General features: G+C 70.4%; 14 protein-coding genes and 1 tRNA gene. 10 read left to right on the top strand and 5 right to left on the bottom strand.

Annotation, left to right across the window (positions count from 1 at the left end):
* Positions 1-11: 11 nt before the first annotated feature.
* Positions 12-1,304 (bottom strand): tRNA (N(6)-L-threonylcarbamoyladenosine(37)-C(2))-methylthiotransferase MtaB, encoded by a 1,293-nt coding sequence (mtaB, locus tag MWM08_RS04615; protein WP_244458301.1) that lies wholly within the window; start codon positions 1,302-1,304, stop codon positions 12-14.
* Positions 1,301-2,131 (bottom strand): diaminopimelate epimerase, encoded by an 831-nt coding sequence (dapF, locus tag MWM08_RS04620; protein ID WP_244458302.1) that lies wholly within the window; start codon positions 2,129-2,131, stop codon positions 1,301-1,303. Before dapF ends, mtaB begins: the two co-directional genes overlap by 4 nt.
* 149 nt (positions 2,132-2,280) lie before the next feature.
* Here dapF and MWM08_RS04625 point away from each other — a divergent pair, with 149 nt between their 5' ends.
* Positions 2,281-2,859: a hypothetical protein gene (locus MWM08_RS04625; RefSeq protein ID WP_244458303.1), complete on the top strand. Its 579-nt coding sequence runs from the start codon at positions 2,281-2,283 to the stop codon at positions 2,857-2,859.
* 20 nt (positions 2,860-2,879) lie between these two features.
* Here MWM08_RS04625 and MWM08_RS04630 read toward each other — a convergent pair whose 3' ends face one another.
* Positions 2,880-3,479, bottom strand: a complete 600-nt coding sequence (locus tag MWM08_RS04630) for a protein phosphatase CheZ (RefSeq protein WP_244458304.1) — start codon at positions 3,477-3,479, stop codon at positions 2,880-2,882.
* Between the two features lie 216 nt (positions 3,480-3,695).
* On the opposite strand from MWM08_RS04630, the gene rpmI reads away from it, so the two are divergent.
* The 5 genes from rpmI to MWM08_RS04655 all read left to right on the top strand — a co-directional run bounded on the left by rpmI (position 3,696) and on the right by MWM08_RS04655 (position 9,271).
* Positions 3,696-3,902 carry a 50S ribosomal protein L35 gene (gene rpmI, locus MWM08_RS04635; RefSeq protein ID WP_198370989.1) on the top strand — a complete coding sequence of 69 codons (207 nt, stop codon included), beginning with the start codon at positions 3,696-3,698 and terminating at the stop codon, positions 3,900-3,902.
* Positions 3,903-3,917: 15 nt separating this feature from the next.
* Positions 3,918-4,274 (top strand): 50S ribosomal protein L20, encoded by a 357-nt coding sequence (gene rplT, locus MWM08_RS04640; protein WP_244458305.1) that lies wholly within the window; start codon positions 3,918-3,920, stop codon positions 4,272-4,274.
* Between the two features lie 236 nt (positions 4,275-4,510).
* Positions 4,511-5,590: a phenylalanine--tRNA ligase subunit alpha gene (gene pheS / locus MWM08_RS04645; protein WP_244458306.1), complete on the top strand. Its 1,080-nt coding sequence runs from the start codon at positions 4,511-4,513 to the stop codon at positions 5,588-5,590.
* Positions 5,591-5,594: 4 nt separating this feature from the next.
* Complete coding sequence (pheT, locus tag MWM08_RS04650) at positions 5,595-8,090, top strand: phenylalanine--tRNA ligase subunit beta (protein ID WP_244458307.1); 2,496 nt, start codon at positions 5,595-5,597, stop codon at positions 8,088-8,090.
* Positions 8,087-9,271, top strand: a complete 1,185-nt coding sequence (locus MWM08_RS04655) for an MFS transporter (protein WP_244458308.1) — start codon at positions 8,087-8,089, stop codon at positions 9,269-9,271. Before pheT ends, MWM08_RS04655 begins: the two co-directional genes overlap by 4 nt.
* Here the strand turns inward: MWM08_RS04655 and MWM08_RS04660 are convergent.
* Positions 9,250-9,639: a RidA family protein gene (locus MWM08_RS04660; RefSeq protein WP_244458309.1), complete on the bottom strand. Its 390-nt coding sequence runs from the start codon at positions 9,637-9,639 to the stop codon at positions 9,250-9,252. The genes MWM08_RS04655 and MWM08_RS04660 overlap by 22 nt on opposite strands.
* Before the next feature lie 113 nt (positions 9,640-9,752).
* Between MWM08_RS04660 and MWM08_RS04665 the strand changes: the two genes are divergently transcribed.
* Positions 9,753-10,736, top strand: a complete 984-nt coding sequence (locus MWM08_RS04665; protein WP_244458310.1) for a Bug family tripartite tricarboxylate transporter substrate binding protein — start codon at positions 9,753-9,755, stop codon at positions 10,734-10,736.
* Here MWM08_RS04665 and MWM08_RS04670 read toward each other — a convergent pair.
* Entirely contained in the window at positions 10,714-12,126 is a 1,413-nt protein-coding gene (locus MWM08_RS04670; protein WP_244458311.1) for a patatin-like phospholipase family protein, read from the bottom strand. The two genes, MWM08_RS04665 and MWM08_RS04670, sit on opposite strands and share 23 nt — an antisense overlap.
* A 73-nt stretch (positions 12,127-12,199) precedes the next feature.
* On the opposite strand from MWM08_RS04670, the gene lepA reads away from it, so the two are divergent.
* The 3 genes from lepA to MWM08_RS04685 all read left to right on the top strand — a co-directional run bounded on the left by lepA (position 12,200) and on the right by MWM08_RS04685 (position 15,307).
* On the top strand, positions 12,200-14,005 hold the full coding sequence (gene lepA / locus MWM08_RS04675; RefSeq protein ID WP_244458312.1) for a translation elongation factor 4: 1,806 nt from the start codon (positions 12,200-12,202) through the stop codon (positions 14,003-14,005).
* A 157-nt stretch (positions 14,006-14,162) separates the two neighbouring features.
* Positions 14,163-15,152, top strand: a complete 990-nt coding sequence (locus tag MWM08_RS04680) for a tripartite tricarboxylate transporter substrate-binding protein (protein ID WP_244458313.1) — start codon at positions 14,163-14,165, stop codon at positions 15,150-15,152.
* A gap of 64 nt (positions 15,153-15,216) precedes the next feature.
* Positions 15,217-15,307 (top strand) — tRNA-Ser (locus MWM08_RS04685).
* Positions 15,308-15,312 lie beyond the last annotated feature (5 nt).

Consider the following 15,312-nt stretch of genomic DNA (forward strand, 5'->3'; position numbering starts at 1 on the left):
GCGCAACGCCATCAGGCGGCCTCCGCCATCAGGGTGTCGGATGTGGCGGCGGTCACGCGCAGGCGGCGGATCTCGCCCGGCGTGGCCGTGCCGCTGGCCAGGCGCAGCGGTGCGAAATGCTGCGTGTGGCCCCGGTCGGGGTGTTCGAAGAGCACGTCTTCCTCCTGTCCGATACGCGCGGTGAACAGCCGCGCGGCTGCCTGCGCCCCGGCCATGCGCAGGCGCGCGGCCCTTTCGCGGCGGACCGGCACCGGCAGCTGCGGCATGCGGGCTGCGGGCGTATCGGGACGTTCGGAATAGGGGAACACATGCAGGAAGGAGAGGTTGCACGCCTCGACCAGGGAGAGCGTGTCGGCGAAGTGGGATTCGGTCTCGGTCGGGAAGCCGGCGATCAGGTCGGCGCCGAAGACGATGCCCGGGCGCAGGCGGCGGGCGCGCTCGGCCAGGGCGATGGCATCGGCGCGCAAATGGCGGCGCTTCATGCGCTTCAGGATCAGGTCGGACCCGTGCTGAAGCGACAGATGCAGATGCGGCATCAGCCGCGGTTCCTCGGCGATCAGGCGCCATAGGTCGTCGTCGACTTCGACCGGGTCCAGGGACGACAGGCGCAGCCGCGGCAATTCCGGGACCAGCGCCAGCAGGCGGCGCACCATCTGGCCGAGTGCTGGCTTCCCCGGCAGGTCGGGGCCGTAGGAGGTGATGTCCACGCCGGTGAGCACGACCTCGCGATAGCCGGCCTGCACCAGTGCGCGCACTTGCTCGACGATCGCGCCGATGGGCACGGAGCGCGACGGGCCTCGGCCGAAGGGGATCACGCAGAACGTGCAGCGGTGGTCGCAGCCCTGCTGGACCTGAACGAAGGCGCGGGCGCGGCCGGCGAATTCGGTGACCAGGTGTGCGGCGGTCTCGGTCGCGGCCATGATGTCGCTGACCGGGGCAGGGGGGGCGTCGAGCGCCGCCCAGGTTTCCGGCTTCAGCTTGTCGGCATTGCCGATGACGCGCTCGACGCCGGGGAGGGCGGACCACTTCTCGGGCGCGATCTGCGCGGCGCAGCCGGTGACGATGATGCGCGCGCCGGGATTGTCGCGGTGCGCCTTCCGGATTGCCTGGCGGGCCTGGCGCTCGGCCTCGGCGGTGACGGCGCAGGTGTTGACCACGATGGCGCCGGCGTGGCCGGCCTCGGTGGCGTCGCCCGCGAGGGCGCGGGACGCATCGCCCGCGAGGGCGCGGGATGCGAGGTCGCGCATCGCTTCCGACTCATAGGTGTTGAGGCGGCAGCCGAACGTCAGGACCTCGACCGTCATGGCGCGTAGGCGTCCAGGTCCAGCGTGCCGGTGAAGGCGGTGGCGACCGGGCCGGTCATCAGGACGTGCCCGTCGGCCTCGCGCCATTCCAGCAGCAGGTCGCCGCCGGGCATGGTGATGGTGGCGCGGCGCCCAGTCAGGCCGCGGCGCGCGGCGTTCACGATGGTGGCGCAGGCGCCGGACCCGCAGGCGAGCGTCATGCCCGCGCCGCGTTCCCACATGACCAGGCGGATGTGGTCGGGCGAGAGCACCTGCGCGAAGCCGATATTCGCCCGGTCGGGGAAGATGGGGTCGTGTTCCAGCGCGGGGCCGAGCGTCGCGACGTCGATCGCGTCCAGGTCCGGCACGAAAAACGTCGCGTGTGGATTGCCCATGGAGCAGGCCGCGGGATCGCTCACCGGGCCAAGGGCAAGGGGCACGTGCAGCGTGTCGGCCTTGTGCGCCAGCGGCACGTCATCCCAGCGTAGCCGGGCCGGCCCCATGTCGGCGCGCCACAACCCGCCCGGCAGGCGTTCCACCGGCAGGTCGCCGGCGATGGTGCGCACCACCACGCGGTCGGCGCCGCGTTCGTCCGCCACCAGGGACGCAATGCAGCGCGTGGCATTGCCGCAGGCGCCGGCCTCGGACCCATCCGGGTTGCGGATGCGCATGAACACGTCGGCGCCGGCCGGCGGCGGTTCCAGCACGATGAACTGGTCGCAGCCGATGCCAAAGTGGCGGTCGGCGATGGCGGCGGCGCGGGCGGGCGTGATGGGCAGCGGGTGCGCGCGCGCATCCAGCACGACGAAGTCGTTGCCCAGGCCGTGCATCTTGCGGAACGGGAGCATTCTGGCAGCGCATATAGAACGCGCGGGGCGCCGCAGGAACCCGCGGCGCGCGCGGGGCTGCCCGGCACGGCAGGACGTGGCTGCGCCGGGCGCTCCGGTTTGGCATGATGGATGGATCGAGGCGGTGTCGCCTCCCCGGAATATGCCTGATGAACGCCATCGCCTGCCGCGTGCTTGTCCTGCTGGTCGCCGCCAGTCCGGCCTTCGCCCAACCGCCGACGCCCGCGGAGGCGGCGGTGCTCCAGCGCGCCCGCGCCTTCATCGCGCAGGGCAATTGCCCGGCCGCGACCGCACGCCCGGCGGCACCGCCCGCGGTTTTCACCGACGCGACGGTGCGCGAGGCGACCTATCATCGCATCCTGATCGAAGGCTGCGGCCGGCGGTCCCAGCGGAACTACCTGGCGTTGGTGCTGCCGGACGGGAGCGGGCGGCTGGTCGAGACGCTGGCCGGCACCACCGTGACCGACCCCGTCCTGCAGCGCGATGCCATGCAGGCCGCCGTGGCGGCCGCGCGTGTCGCGGCGCCGAATTGCCAGCAGGTCCGGCCCGGCTCCGCGGATTTCGAGGGCACGGACAGCGAGCCGACCGCGACGCGGCGGACCCGGCCCTGGGCCGAGACCTGGGTCTTCGAGGCCTGTGGCGCACTGGTGGCGGTGCCGATGCGCTTCACGCCCAGCGCCGCCGGGGGCACGGGCTTTACGGCGTCGGGCGCGCGGCGGCTCAACTGAGCGGCCGCGGGCGCCGCTCCTCAGCCGTTCAGCAGCCGGTCGATCTCGGCCTGGGCGAGGTCGGGGCCGGCCAGCGCCGGTTCCGCGACAGTGGGCGTGTGGCCGACCACTTCGAGCTTCGGCGTGTCGGTCGGCGTGCCGCCGGGCATCAGGCCTTCCAGCATGGTCTCGACCTGCTGGAGCTGCTTGATGGCGCGGCGGATGCGCTGGCCGGTCAGGTCCTGGAAGGAGCAGGCCTGGAAGATGGTGGCGACGCGGTCGTTCAGCGCGGCGATGGACTCTGCGTCTCGCCCGCCACCGTCGAGCCAGGTCTGGATCGCCTCGGCGGCTTCCATGATGGTGTCGGCGGCGGCCTCGGTGGCCTGGACCACGGCTTCCAGTTCCAGGCCGGAATTGCGGGCGCCGGAGACCGGGATGGCGATGAGGCGGGCGATCTGGGCATGCACCTCGGTGATGCGGGCGGTGATGGCGTCCTCGCTCATGCCCATGAGCTGGACGGAGGCAGCGACCTCGGCGCTCAGTTCCGCGATACGGCGGTCCATGAAGGCCCGCAGCGACGCGAAATGGGGGGCAAGGGCCTGGTCGAGGGCCTGGTCGGGCCGGTCGGTGAGGGTCTGCAAGGGCGGGCGGCCTTCTGTCCGGGCGGCGATGCGGGCAGGAAACACCGAACAGGGTGAAGGCTCCGTTGCGATGCGCCGGGCTATTGCGGTGGTGGCGGGGCGCCGCTATACGCCCGCCTCCCGCGTCGTGGCCCCATGGACATGCCCGGCCGGGAGACCGCGTCCCCGTCGCATGGTGCGATAGCCCGGGACGCCCCGACCCCACAGGAGGGCCAAATGTCCAAGATGAAGACGAAGTCGAGCGTGAAGAAGCGCTTCCGACTGACCGCGACCGGCAAGGTCAAGGCGGGCGCTGGCAACAAGCGCCACATGCTGACCGCCAAGACCACCAAGATGAAGCGCCAGAACCGCGGCATGTACGTCCTGGACAAGCAGGACGGCGATACCGTGAAGCAGTGGCTGCCCTATGGGCTGGACCGGTAAGGGGGGCGACGCACCATGGCTCGTGTCAAGCGCGGCGTTACCAAGCACGCCCGTCACAAGAAGGTCCTGAAGCTCGCCGAGGGCTATGTCGGCCGGTCTTCCACCGCCTATCGCCCCGCGCTCGAGCGCGTCGAGAAGGCGCTGCAGTACGCCTATCGCGACCGTCGCAACAAGAAGCGCGAATTCCGCGGCCTGTGGATCCAGCGCATCAACGCGGCGGTGCGCGAGCACGGCCTGACCTATTCCCGCTTCATGGCGGGCATCAAGGCGGCCGGGATCGAGATGGACCGCAAGGTGATGGCCGCACTCGCCTTCGACGAACCGGCGGCCTTCGCGGCGCTGGTCGAGCAGGCGAAGGCCAAGCTGGCTTGATGGTGCGCGCGCCCGTTGGGCGCGCCCCTCAGACGCCGGGCGGCGGCCATCCGGCCGCCTTGGCTTCGCGGCACGCGCCGCGGGCCGCATTCGCGGCCTCGGCACGCCAAACGGCGCGCCGTAGGGTCGGATAGCCCGGCGAACGGCTCTCTTCCCCTTCGTCGCCACAGCGTTTAGCAGAGGGCCGCTTCCCGGCGACGGGGCGCGGCCCTTCGCGTGTTCCGGACATGGTGCCAATGACCGACGACCTCGCTTCCCTGCAGGCCGAGACCGAGGCCGCCCTTGCCGCCGCCAACGACCTGCGCGCGCTGGATGCCGTGCGCGTGGGCGTGCTGGGCAAGTCCGGCAGCCTGAGCGCGCTGCTCAAGGGCCTGGGCGCCGTGCCCGCCGAACAGCGCAAGGAGCGCGGCGCCGCGCTGAACCGGCTGAAGGGCGCGATCGAGGCCGCGCTGGACGCCCGCCGCGTGGTGCTCGATGCCGCGGCGCTCGACGCCCGCCTGGCGGCCGAACGGATGGACGTGACCCTGCCGCCGCGCCCCTTCGCCGCCGGCACCGCGGCCGAGGGCGGCATCCACCCGATCGCGCGGACCATGGAGGAACTGACCGCCCTGTTTGGCGCCATGGGCTTCAAGGTCGCGGAAGGCCCGGATATCGAGGGCGACTGGTTCAACTTCGGCGCACTGAACATCCCCGACCACCATCCGGCGCGGCAGGATCACGACACCTTCTACCTGCCGGAAGTCGATGGCCGCCGGCCCGTACTGCGGACCCACACCTCGCCGGTGCAGATCCGCACCATGATCGCGCAGGAACCGCCGATCCGCGTCATCGTGCCTGGCCGCACCTATCGCGCCGACCACGACGCGACGCATTCGCCGATGTTCCATCAGGTCGAGGGGCTGGTGATCGACCGCGGCATCACGCTGGGTCACCTCAAGGGCTGCCTGATCGACTTCCTGCGCGCCTTCTTCGGCATCGCCGACCTGCCGGTGCGGTTCCGGTCGTCGTATTTCCCGTTCACCGAGCCCTCGATGGAGGTCGACATCGGCTGGTCGCGCAAGACCGGCGAGCTCGGCAAGGGCGGCGACTGGCTGGAAATCCTGGGCAGCGGCATGGTCCATCCGAAGGTTTTGGCCAATTGCGGCATCGACCCGCGCGAGTGGCAGGGCTTCGCCTTCGGGATGGGGATTGAGCGCATCACCATGCTCAAGCACGGCATCCCCGACCTGCGGCCCTTCTACGAGGCCGATATCCGCTGGCTGCGGCACTATGCCGCCGATCCGCTGGCGCCCGCGACCCTGCACGAGGGGGTGTGAGGCGATGAAGTTCACGCTGTCCTGGTTGAAGGACCACCTCGACACCGAAGCCGGCGCCGATGAGATCGCCCGCACGCTGAACGCCATCGGGCTTGAGGTCGAAGGCATCGAGGATCGCGGCGCAGCGCTGGCATCTTTCCGCATCGCGCGCGTCATCGAGGCGGTGCAGCACCCCAATGCCGACCGCCTGCGCGCGCTGCGCGTCGATATCGGCGATGGGCGGGAATATTCCGTCGTCTGCGGCGCGCCCAATGCGCGCACCGGGCTGGTCGGCGTGGCCGCGCTGCCGGGCGAATTCGTCCCGGGCACCGGCATCACGCTGAAGGTCGGCGAGATCCGCGGCGTGAAATCGGAAGCGATGATGCTCTCGATGCGCGAGATGGGTCTGGGCGACGACCACTCCGGCATCGTGGACTTGCCGGCGGATGCGCCAGTCGGTGAATCCTACGTGCGCTGGGCCGGCATGGATGATCCGGTCATCGAGATCAGCGTGACGCCCAATCGCGGCGATGCGCTGTCGGTGCGCGGCGTGGCGCGGGATTTGGCGGCGGCGGGGCTGGGCACGCTGAAGCCTTGGTCGGCGCCCGCCGTGGCCGCGGCGTACAAGTCGCCGCTGAACTGGAAGATCGAGGACCCGCGCGCCTGCCTGTTCGTGCTCGGCCGCGCCGTGCGCGGCGTGAAGAACGGCCCGTCGCCGAAGTGGCTGCAGGACCGGCTGGTGGCGATCGGGCTGCGCCCGATCAGCACGCTGGTGGACATCACCAACTACTTCACCTTTGACGTCGGCCGCCCGCTGCATGTCTTCGACGTGGCGAAGGTGAAGGGCAGCGACCTGGTCATGCGCATGGCGCGCGACGGCGAGGAACTGGCCGCGCTGAACGGCAAGACCTATGCGCTGACGCCGGAGGACGGCGTGATCGCCGACGAAGGCGGTCCCGAGGCGCTGGGCGGCGTGATCGGCGGCGAGCCCTCCGGCTGCGACGAGACCACCACCGAGTGCTTCATCGAATGCGCACTGTTCGACCCGGTGCGCATCGCGCTGTCCGGCCGCCGGCATGACGTGCGGACCGATGCGCGGGCGCGCTTCGAGCGCGGCCTCGATCCCGCCCTGCTGCCCGATGCGCTGGAAGCGGCCACGCGCATGATCATCGAGTTGTGCGGCGGCGAGGCGAGCGAGGTGTCGATGGCCGGCGCCGAACCGGCGTGGAAGCGCGATGCCACGCTGCGCTTCGACCGCGTGCGCGACTATGGCGGGCTGGACCTGCCGGCGGATGAGTCGGTGGCGCGGCTGGAACGCCTCGGCTTCAGCGTGCAGGCGCGCGATACGGCGTCGGTGACGGTTGCTGTGCCGTCCTGGCGCAACGACGTGGCGGGCGACCTGTCGGCCTATCGCGCCGGTGGCGGCGTGCTGACGCAGTTCGAGGGGCTGGACCCGGCGCGCGCCGCCAAGGCAGCCGACGGCCAGGCTGCGATTGAACCGGAATGCGACTTGATCGAGGAAGTGCTGCGCCTCGGTGGCCTCGATGCCGTGCCGGCGGTGTCGCTGCCGGCGCTGGCTGTCATCCCACCGCCGGCCTTCACGGCCAGGCAGGCGCGGGCGGCCTTGGCGCGGCGTGTGCTGGCGGCGCGTGGCATGCAGGAGAGCGTGACCTTCGCCTTCATGGAAGCGAAGACCGCCGCGCTGTTCGGCGCCACCCCGGACGCGTTGCGGCTGGTGAACCCGATTGCCGCCGATCTCGACCAGATGCGGCCGACGCCGGTCGCCTCGCTGCTGCTGGCGGCGCAGCGCAACGCGGCGCGCGGGTTTGGCGACGTGGCGCTGCACGAGCTCGGCGCGGCGTATCGCAACGTGACGCCGGACGGGCAGGCCGCGGTTGCCGCCGGTGTGCGCCATGGCGCGACGGCGCGGCACTGGGCCGAAGCCTCGCGCGGCTTGGACGCCATGGACGCCAAGGGCGATGCACTCGCAGTGCTGGGCGCGCTGGGTGTGCCCATGGCGGCCTTGCAGGTCACAACCGACGCGCCGGGCTTCTACCACCCGGGCCGGTCGGGCGTTGTGCGGCAGGGGCCGAAGATCGTGCTGGCGACCTTCGGGGAAGTGCATCCGAGCGTGCTGGCCGCACTCGACCTGCCCGGCCCGGCGGTGGCGTTCGAGGTCTTCCTGGATGCCGTGCCGGAACCCAAGCGCCGCAAGAAGGGCGCGCCCGACCTGCCCTCCTTCCAGCCGCTGCGGCGCGACTTCGCCTTCATCGTGCCGGATGCGGTGGCCGCCGATGCGCTGCTGCGGGCCGCGCGCGGGGCCGACAAGGCGCTCATCGCCGATGTCGCGCTGTTCGACGTCTATCGCGGCAAGGGCGTGCCCGAGGGGTCGAAGTCGCTCGCCATCCAGGTGACGATCCAGCCGCGCGAGGCGACGCTGACCGACGTGCAGATCGAGGCGGTGGCCGACCGCATCGTCGCCGCGGTGGCGAAGGCGACGGGCGCGACGCTGCGGGCATGATCCCCGCCGCGGGCAGCAAGCGCCGCAACATGGCGCTGCTGGCCGCGGCGATCGTGCTGGTGCTGTCAGTGTGGTTTGCCGGCACGGTGGCCGTGCCATCGCTGATCGCGCAGGGGCTGGCCACACCCGGGCGCGCGGCCTTGCTGACGGCCTGCGTGCAGTTGGGCTTCGTGGCGGGCACGCTGGTCAGCGCGGCGCTGTCGCTGGCGGACCGGCTGGATGCCCGAAGGCTGTTCCTGGGCTGCGCCGTGCTGGCGGCCGGCGCCACGCTGGCGCAGGTGCTGGTGGCACCGGCGGGCGGGGCGGCTCTGGCGTTGCGCTTCGTGGCGGGGGCCGCGATGGCCGGCGTCTATCCGGTGGGGATGAAGCTGGCGGCGTCCTGGGCGAAGGGCGATCTTGGGCTGTTGATCGGCATCGTGGTGGGCGCGGTCACGCTGGGGTCGGCGCTGCCGCACCTGTTGCCGGGGCTGACCGGGTCGGTCAATTGGCGCGTGGCCTATGCGGGGGCGGGGGTGCTGGCGCTGCTCGGTGGGTTGCTGGTGCTGCCCTTCCGGGCCGGGCCGCTGCTGGGCGCCCGGCCGCCGTTTCGCCCGGCGCAGATGCTGGAGGCGTTCCGCAACCGCGGGCTGCGGCTCGCGAATATCGGCTACGTCGGCCACATGTGGGAACTCTATGCCATGTGGGCCTGGATAGGGGTGTTCCTGGCCAGCGTTCTCGGCAGCCCGGATGTGGGCGCATGGGTGTTCGGCGTGGTGGCGGCGGGAGCGGCGGGCTGCGTATTGGCGGGGCTTTGGGCGGATCGGTGGAACCGCGCGCGGGTCGCCGCTGTCTGCATGGTGGTGTCGGGCGGCTGCGCGCTGCTGATCGGGCCGGCGTCAGCCTGGCCGGCGCTGGCGCTGGGCATCGCCTTCGTCTGGGGCTTCTCAGTGGTGGCGGATTCCGCGCAGTTCTCGGCCTGCGTGGTGAGCCTTTCGCCGCCGGACTATGTCGGCACGATGCTGACGGTGCAGACCTCGATGGGCTTCCTGCTGACCGCGGTGATGATCGCCGTGCTGCCTTGGATGATGGGGTCGCTGGGCATCGGCGCGGCGTTTGCGCTGCTCGGCATCGGGCCGTTGCTCGGCGCCATCGCCATGTGGCGGCTGGCGCCGATGCTGGATCAGGCGTCGGGACCCAGGTAGGCGGTAGCGTCGATCTCGACCAGGCATTCGGGGGAACCGAGCCCGCTCACGATGCAGGAAACGCGGTGCGGCGGGTTGTCCTTGAAGTTGGCGAAGTAGACCTCGTTCATCGGCTCCCAATTGGCGCGGTCCGTCACGTAGACGGTGCACTTCACCACGTCGTCCAGCGTGCCGCCGGCTTCCTCGATCAGCATGCGGATGTTGTCGATCGCCTGCTGGGTCTGCTGGCGCACGTCGCCGACGGCGAACTTCCCCTCCGGGTCGCGGCCGGTGAAGCAGACGAACATGAAACCGCCAGCGATCGTCGCCTGGGCGAAGGGGCGGGTGGTCTTGAAGACGCGGGGGGAGGAGACGGCGCGTTTCGGCATGGCTGGACCTTGGCTGGAGCGATGGATGGCATCCTAGGCCGACGGGCCTCGATGGACAGCCCGGCTGGTGCATGTCTTGCTTGCTCCCAAGCGGTCTCTCGGGAACCTGATTCATGATCCTCCGCCGCAGCCTCGCCGCCCTGCCCCTGCTGGTCGCACCACGCCTGTCGCGCGCGCAATCCGCGCGTCCCATGCGCCTGATCGTGCCGAACCCGCCGGGTGGCCAGTCCGACACCATCGCGCGCCTGTATGGCGAGGCGATCCAGGCCACCTCCGGCCAGGCGGTGGTGATCGAGAACCGCAGCGGCGCCAATGGCCTCATTGCCATGGACGTGGTGGCCAAGGCCGCGCCCGACGGGCTGACGACGGGGCTGTTCAGCATCGCACTGTTCACCTCGCTGCCGGCGATGATGGCGCGCATGCCGCTGGACGTGGATCGCGACATCACGCCGATCACCTCCGTGGTCACCAGCACGGTGATGTGCGCGGTGACCGACCAGCGCGCGCGCGAACGCGGCTGGGCGGATTTCCGGTCCATGATCACCTGGGCGAAGCGGCCGGGGAACGGCCTGACGAACGGCGCGGCGAGCAGCGGCGGTGCCTCGCACCTGCTGGTCGCGACGATCGCGCGGCGTAGCGGAGCGGACATCACCGTGGTGCCCTACCGCGGTGGCGCGCCGGCGCTGAACGACCTGCTCGGCGGCAGTATCGACATGTGCTTCGACTTCATGCCGGCACTGATGCCGCATGTGCAGGCCGGGCGGCTGCGCGCCTTCGCGGTCGGGTCGCGCGACCGCGTGCCCTTCCTGCCGGATGTGCCGGGCATGGGGGATTTCCCGGACCTCGGCATCGCCGACCTGGACCTGCAATCCTGGAACGTGCTGTCCGGCCCGCCGGGCCTGCCGCCCGACCTGGCGCTTCGCACCGTCGAGACGATCCGAAGGGCCAATACCTATCCGGGCCTCGAGGACCGGCTGCGCAGCAACGGGCTGCTGCCGCTGGTGCCTGAGGAGCCGGCCGCCGTGCGGGCGCGCATCGCCGCCGAACGGCCCCGCTGGCGCGAGATGGTCGAGGTTAGCGGGGCGCGGATCGAATAGGGCGCGCCACCACGCGCCCCGGCGGCGGTTCGGCCAGGAAATCCGCCAGCGGCCGGCTCTCGCGGATCACGCCCTCGCCGGCGGCGACCAGCGCGTCGACATCCTCGCGCGGCAGGGTCAGGCCGGTGGGCACGCGGCGCAGGCGGTCGCGCAGCGCCGGGTCCCGCACATCGGCCAGCGAGACATGCACCAGGCGCCCGGCGACATCGTCGCAGCGGTGGCCGTCGATGACCGGCGCATGGGCGCAGCGATTGGCGCGCTGGCGCTCCACCATGCGCTCGACCTCGACCGCCGTGACCGCCAGGGTCTCGAGGTTGTAGTTGTCGATCTGCCCGCCCGAGACGGCATCAAGGATCTGCACCACGCCGTTGGCCATGCGCTGGCGGGACAGCGCGGGGTCGGTGGCGGATTGGCCGTCCACGCTTATCATGAGCATCCGGCGCACCGGCAGCATGGCGGCGGCGAAGCGCGGTTCATCGACGCCGCCCAGCAACGCGAAGTTCACTGTCACGCGCAGTGCCAGGTTGTCCGAGATGCCGCCATCCAGCAGGTGCAGCCAGGGCGTGCGTTCGCGGTCGGCCATGCGGGCGACCACCTCGATCACCCGGCGGCGATTGTATTCGGCCAGCATCGGCATGGTCGCGAGGTTGCCCGGAAGCGGCGCCGCGCAATCCGGCCCGCGATGGTTGGCGAGCGTGATCGGCGTGAACAGCAGCGGAAACCCGTTCGAGGCCGCCACCGCCCGCGCCAGCGAGAACCGCGACAGGTCCGAACAGATCACGTCGAAGGCATGCGGCAGGAAGGGGAATGGCGATCCGGTCGCGAGGTCGGTGGCGTTGATCGACAGGCGCGGGCGGCTGCGCGCCTGCAGGTCGCGGAAGGTGGCGCCGCGGAACATCAGGGCGTCATAGACCTCCGCCATGCGGTCATTGGTGCCGACCGCCGGGTCCACCAGCCAACCCCATTGCCAGGGCAGCAGGTAGGTCCCCCAGACATAGGCGGCGATGTCGCGATACAGGAATTCGTTCGGGAAGGTGTCGAAGGATCGGGCGCCGTACAGGGCGTAATGCGTCGCGGTGAAACTGCCGCCGGAGACGCCGGCGACCTGGTCGACCTCCTCCAGCAGGGTCGAGGAGACGCCGCCCCGGGTGATCGGCACGCCCCGCATGCCGCGCAACGCGCCGTGCCCGAAGGCGGCCGAGCGTTTCCCGCCGCCCGAGAAGGCGACGAAGATCAGCAGGTCGGACCGGCCGCCGGCGGCATTGACGTCCTCCAGCCCATAGCCGGCGTTGCGGGCGCCCGCGGCCAGCGGGGGGTTGATGGCGCGCTCCATGTCGGTGCAGCCCAGCAGCGCCAGGACCAGCGCCAGGGCGCCAAGATGCTTTGACATGCGCCCGGTCTGCCCTATGTCCCGGGGCAGACCACGGGGCCTGCCCCTGCCATCGTCCCGTCTCCGGATTCCCATGACCGACACCCCGCTCGACCGCATCCGCAATTTCTCGATCATCGCCCATATCGACCATGGGAAATCGACGCTCGCCGACCGCCTGATCCAGCAGACCGGGGCGTTGACCGCCCGCGAGATGAAGGAACAGGTGCTCGACAACATGGAGATCGAGCGCGAGCGCGGCATCACCATCAAGGCGCAGACCGTGCGCCTCACCTACCCGGCGAAGGACGGCAAGGTCTATATCCTGAACCTGATGGACACGCCGGGGCACGTGGACTTCGCGTATGAGGTGAGCCGCTCGCTCGCGGCCTGCGAGGGGTCGCTGCTGGTGGTCGATGCCTCCCAGGGGGTCGAGGCGCAGACACTGGCGAATGTGTACCAGGCGATCGATGCGGGGCATGAGATCGTGCCCGTGCTGAACAAGATCGACCTGCCGGCGGCCGAGCCCGCGCGGGTGAAGCAGCAGATCGAGGATGTGATCGGGCTCGACACCTCCGACGCGGTCGAGATCAGCGCCAAGACGGGCCTCAACATCGAGGGCGTGCTGGAGGCGATCGTCACGCGCCTGCCGCCGCCGACCGGCGATGCGAATGCCACGACCACGGCGCTGCTGGTGGATAGCTGGTACGACGCTTACCTGGGTGTGATCATCCTGGTGCGGGTGAAGGACGGTCACCTGCGCAAGGGCCAGCGCATCCGCATGATGTCGTCGGGGTCGGTGCACACCATCGAACAGGTCGGCGTGTTCGCGCCGAAGCTCACGCCGACCGACAGCCTCGGGCCCGGCGAGATGGGCTACCTGACCGCCGCCATCAAGACTGTGGCGGATACCAATGTGGGTGACACGATCACCGACGACCGCAACCCGGCGACCGAGGCGCTGCCCGGCTTCAAGCCGTCGATTCCCGTGGTGTGGTGCGGGCTGTTCCCGGTCGATGCCGACGACTTCGAGAAGCTGCGCGAATCGCTCGGCAAGCTGCGGCTGAACGATGCGTCCTTCCACTTCGAGACCGAGACCTCGGCCGCGCTGGGTTTCGGCTTCCGCTGCGGGTTCCTGGGGCTGCTGCACCTGGAGATCATCCAGGAGCGGCTATCGCGGGAATTCGACCTCGACCTGATCGCGACGGCGCCGTCGGTTGTCTACAAGATCCACAAGACGAATGGCGAGAGCTTCGAACTGCACAACCCGGCCGACTTCCCCGATGGCTCCGTGATCGACCACATCGAGGAACCGTGGATCAAGGCGACCATCATGCTGCCGGACGACTACCTCGGCCCGGTGCTGACGCTGTGTAACGACCGTCGCGGGCAACAGGTGGAGCTGACCTATGTCGGCGCGCGCGCGATGCTGGTGTACCGGCTGCCGTTGAACGAGGTGGTGTTCGACTTCTACGATCGGCTGAAGTCGGTGTCGCGCGGCTATGCCAGTTTCGACTACCAGATGGATGGGTACGAGGAAGGCGACCTGGTCCGCATCTCGATCCTGGTGAATGCCGAGCCGGTGGATGCGCTGTCCTTCATGGCGCATCGCGCGCAGGCCGAACGCCGCGGGCGGCAGATCTGCGAGAAGCTGAAGGACCTGATCCCGCGCCAGCTGTTCAAGATCCCGATCCAGGCGGCGATCGGCGGGCGGGTGATTGCGCGCGAGACCATTTCCGCCCTGTCGAAGGATGTGACCGCCAAGTGCTATGGCGGCGACATCTCGCGCAAGCGCAAGCTTCTGGAGAAGCAGAAGGAAGGCAAGAAGCGCATGCGGCAGTTCGGCAAGGTCGAAATTCCGCAGAGCGCCTTCATTGCGGCGCTGAAGATGGATGCCTGAACCCGCCGCGACTTCGCGTGCATGACGGCGTGACAGGACAACCGGCTGGCGGGCGCAGTCGAGGCGCACGCCGCCGGGGGATTGACTTTCGGTGGTTCGACCCTGATGTGCGCGCTGCGCCGGCCCACGGTTTCGCGGCCGCCTCGGAGGAACGTCAATGTCGCTCATCACCCGCCGTATCTTCATGGCCGCGAGCGCGGCCTCGACCGCGACGCTCGCGGCACCCGCCCTGGCCCAGGCGAATTTCCCGTCGCGGCCGGTGAGCATGGTCATTCCCTTCGCCGCCGGGGGGCCGACGGATACCGTGGGACGCCTGATCGCGCAGGCGATGAGCACCGACCTGGGCCAGCCCGTGGTGGTCGAGAACGTCGGCGGCGCCGGCGGCACGTTGGGCGCGCAGCGCGTGGCGAATGCGCGCCCGGACGGGCACACCGTGCTGCTGCACCACATCGGCATGGCGACCATCCCGACGCTGTATCGCCGCCTTGCCTATGACGCCATCAACGGCTTCGAGACGATCGGCCTCGTGACTGAGGTGCCGATGACGCTGATCGCGCGCCGCAACATCGAGGCGACCAACTTGGCCGAGCTTGTGGCGCTGATCCGCCAGCGGGGCGAGGCGCTGAACTACGCCAATGCCGGGATCGGCGCCGCCAGCCACCTGTGCGGGCTGCTTCTGATGAAGGCCGTGGATACGCGCATGACCACCGTGCCCTACCGCGGCACGGGCCCGGCGATGAACGACATCGTGGCCGGCACGGTCGACCTGATGTGCGACCAGACCACGAACACGACCGAGCAGATCCGCGCCGGCACGGTGCGTGCCTTCGCGGTGACGACACCTGAGCGGATCGGCGCGCTGCCGGACCTGCCGACCGCCGCGCAGGCGGGCCTGCCGGGCTTCGAGGTGAGCGTGTGGCACGGGCTGTACGCGCCACGCGCCACGCCGGCGCCGATCGTCGCACGGCTGAACCAGGCGCTTGTGAAGGCGCTGCAGGATGAGGGAATCGCGCGTCGCTTCGCCGACCTGGGCACCGCGCCGGTGCCGGTGGCGCGCGCGACCCCGCAGGCGCATCGCGAATTCTGGCAGGCGGACATCGCGAAGTGGCGGCCGCTGATCCAGGCGGCTGGTCAGTTCGCGGATTGATGAGTGCTGGGGCCTGGCCGCGGGTTGCGCGGCGGCCGGGCCCTGACTATGTTCCGCGCCCTCCGGACAGGTGGCCGAGCGGTCGAAGGCGCGCGCCTGGAAAGTGCGTATACGTCAAAAGCGTATCGAGGGTTCGAATCCCTCCCTGTCCGCCAGTTCC

The organism is Roseomonas fluvialis (genome assembly GCF_022846615.1).
Lineage (GTDB): Bacteria > Pseudomonadota > Alphaproteobacteria > Acetobacterales > Acetobacteraceae > Neoroseomonas > Neoroseomonas fluvialis.